Source organism: Streptomyces sp. SID486, assembly GCF_009865385.1.
Taxonomy (GTDB): Bacteria; Actinomycetota; Actinomycetes; order Streptomycetales; family Streptomycetaceae; genus Streptomyces.
Genome location: NZ_WWJT01000462.1, coordinates 1 through 2,240 on the forward strand (window position 1 = coordinate 1; position 2,240 = coordinate 2,240).

The 2,240-nt window shown below is 67.7% G+C and carries 2 protein-coding genes and 1 pseudogene; 2 read left to right on the forward strand and 1 reads right to left on the reverse strand.

Annotation, left to right across the window (positions count from 1 at the left end):
• Positions 1-179 precede the first annotated feature (179 nt).
• A complete protein-coding gene (locus tag GT045_RS21920) occupies positions 180-854 on the forward strand; it encodes a DUF998 domain-containing protein (RefSeq protein WP_161335174.1) in 675 nt (224 codons plus the stop codon).
• A 616-nt stretch (positions 855-1,470) separates the two neighbouring features.
• A pseudogene (locus tag GT045_RS21925) lies at positions 1,471-1,587 on the forward strand (ATP-binding protein); the annotation flags it as partial.
• Between the two features lie 73 nt (positions 1,588-1,660).
• Here the strand turns inward: GT045_RS21925 and GT045_RS21930 are convergent.
• Complete coding sequence (locus GT045_RS21930) at positions 1,661-2,170, reverse strand: GNAT family N-acetyltransferase (protein WP_161335175.1); 510 nt, start codon at positions 2,168-2,170, stop codon at positions 1,661-1,663.
• Positions 2,171-2,240: the final 70 nt, after the last annotated feature.

Consider the following 2,240-nt stretch of genomic DNA (forward strand, 5'->3'; position numbering starts at 1 on the left):
GCACCGGCACCGGCACCGGCACCGGCACCGGCCGCACCCTCGCCGACGGCGAGCAGATCCCCATGCACCTCGCAGCCACGCGGGCCTTCGCCAACGGCGTCATCGAAGCCCACTACACCCTTCAGCCCCGCTGACCCGCCAGACCGTTCAGTCCACCCACGACCAGAAAAGATCTCCGCATGTCCCAGACGCTCGACCACCAGGCCGCCAACGACGCGAGCCTGGTTCGCCCGGTACCAAGAATCCTGCCGGCTGCCGGCATCGCGGCAGGCCCACTCTTCCTCGCGGCGGGTCTGGCCCAGGGCCTGACGCGGGACAGGTTCGACTTCACCCACAACGCCCTCAGCCAGCTCAGCCTCGGCAGCCTCGGCTGGATCCAGGTCACCGTCTTCCTGCTCACCGGCCTGTTGGTGATCAGCGGCGCGATCGCGATACGCCGGACACTGGGCGATGCACCCGGCGGCACCTGGGCGCCCCGGCTGCTCGGTGTGTTCGGTGCCTCGTTCCTCCTCGCCGGGGTCTTCCGCGCCGATCCAGGGGCTGGGTTCCCTGCCGGCGCCCCCGAGGACCGGGGGGCCTCACTGAGTGCACACGGCACCGTCCACATGCTCAGCGGCACGGTCGGCTATCTCGCGCTGTGCGCCGCGTTCCTCGTACTCGCCCGGCACTTCGCTACCCGCGGTCAGCGCGGCTGGGCCCTTGCCTGCCGCGTCGTGCCGGTAGGAGTCCTCGCCGGATTCGCGGGCTCCTCCCTCACCGTCCTGGCCTTCACCGCCGGAGCGGGACTGGGCCTCCTCTGGCTCACCGCAGTGTCGGCCCGGCTTCTCGTCCCCGCGCCGTCACCACAGCGGTAGGCACGTCGCTGCAGCCTGCAGACCAGGCGAGAGCAAAGCGATGATCCAAGATCACTACGCACGGATGCACGGGATACCGCGAGATGACTGAACCAATTCCGTTCGGATCTTGCGGGGCTTGTCATACTTCCCGAGTGGAGATGCAAGCCGAGGAGGCAGCGCGGCGTTGGCTGGCTGGCTGGCTGGCTGATCAGGGTGTCAGCCAGGTGCGCGACGGGTGGGTGAGCGACGAGAAGCCGGACGCGTCGCTCACCGCCGACGAGGTAGCGCACTCCCGGGCCGGTGATGTGTTTACCGAAGACCTGGATGCAGCCGACCAAGTGAGGTCGGCTTTCGGGCTGCTGGACCTCCTCGACGGTACTGGGTCACCTGCGAGGTCCGGTCCGCGAACGAGGGCGCGGGGGGTCCCTGTCGGCCGACGTGCTCCTGCGGGACGGCCCCGCCCGCGATGACCTGGAGTCTCGCCTCGGTCACCGGCACACCTTCCTCGCACCCGAACGGTCAAGGCAGCGCCTTGAAACCCAGGGTGCTACCACGAGAACCAGCGAGGACCTCAGGAACGGGATACGGCCAGGTGGCAGCGGCAACTCTTGTGAGGGAACAAGTGCCGGCCCCAGGTGGCTGGACAAAGACCTGCACCGACTCCCGGCTCTGCGCGGCCATCGTCGACCGCCTCACCTTCAACCGCGCGATCATCCAAACCGGCATCGAGTCCTACCGCCTCGCCCACACCACGCCTTGGCCGAGCAGAGCGCACTCGGCTGAACTTTCGGCCGAGCATCGAACAGACCCGGTGATCGCTGGCGTCAGCGCAAGTCCTTCCCCGGGTCTATGGCCCAATGATTGGTCTTGAGGACTCGCCCTGCGAAGGTCACCTCGGCTTGGGACAGGAGGCGGAACCCGACGGAACGGCAGATGCCGTTCGAGGCCGCGTTGTTTGTTGCCGGAAAGGCATGCACCAGGCCCCAGCGATTCTGGTCCCTGGCCTGTTGCAAAAGGGTGCGGACGGCGCGTTTGCCGAGGCCCTGTCCTTGGAATTCGGGCAGAACCATCCAGCCGATCTCGGACATCGGCCCGTCGCTGGTGTCGTGGGACCAGATAGTCACCGTTCCGGCCACTACCTCTGGGGTGGTCTCATCGGGAACGATCATCTTCAACCATGCGAGGTCATCTGCTGCCTGGCGGGCATCCCGACGGACCTTGTCCGCCATCCCCTCACGCGGGAGGGGCCCACCCAGGTCAGCCATCATCACGGGGTCGCACCGCATCCGAACATAGGCATCGACGTCGTCCGGGGAGACGTTCCGCAGCTGCACTACCCCTCCTTGGTCCCATCGGGCATGCTCCCACGGTCCAGGAGGGTGATCACCAGCGGCCCCCCCCCCC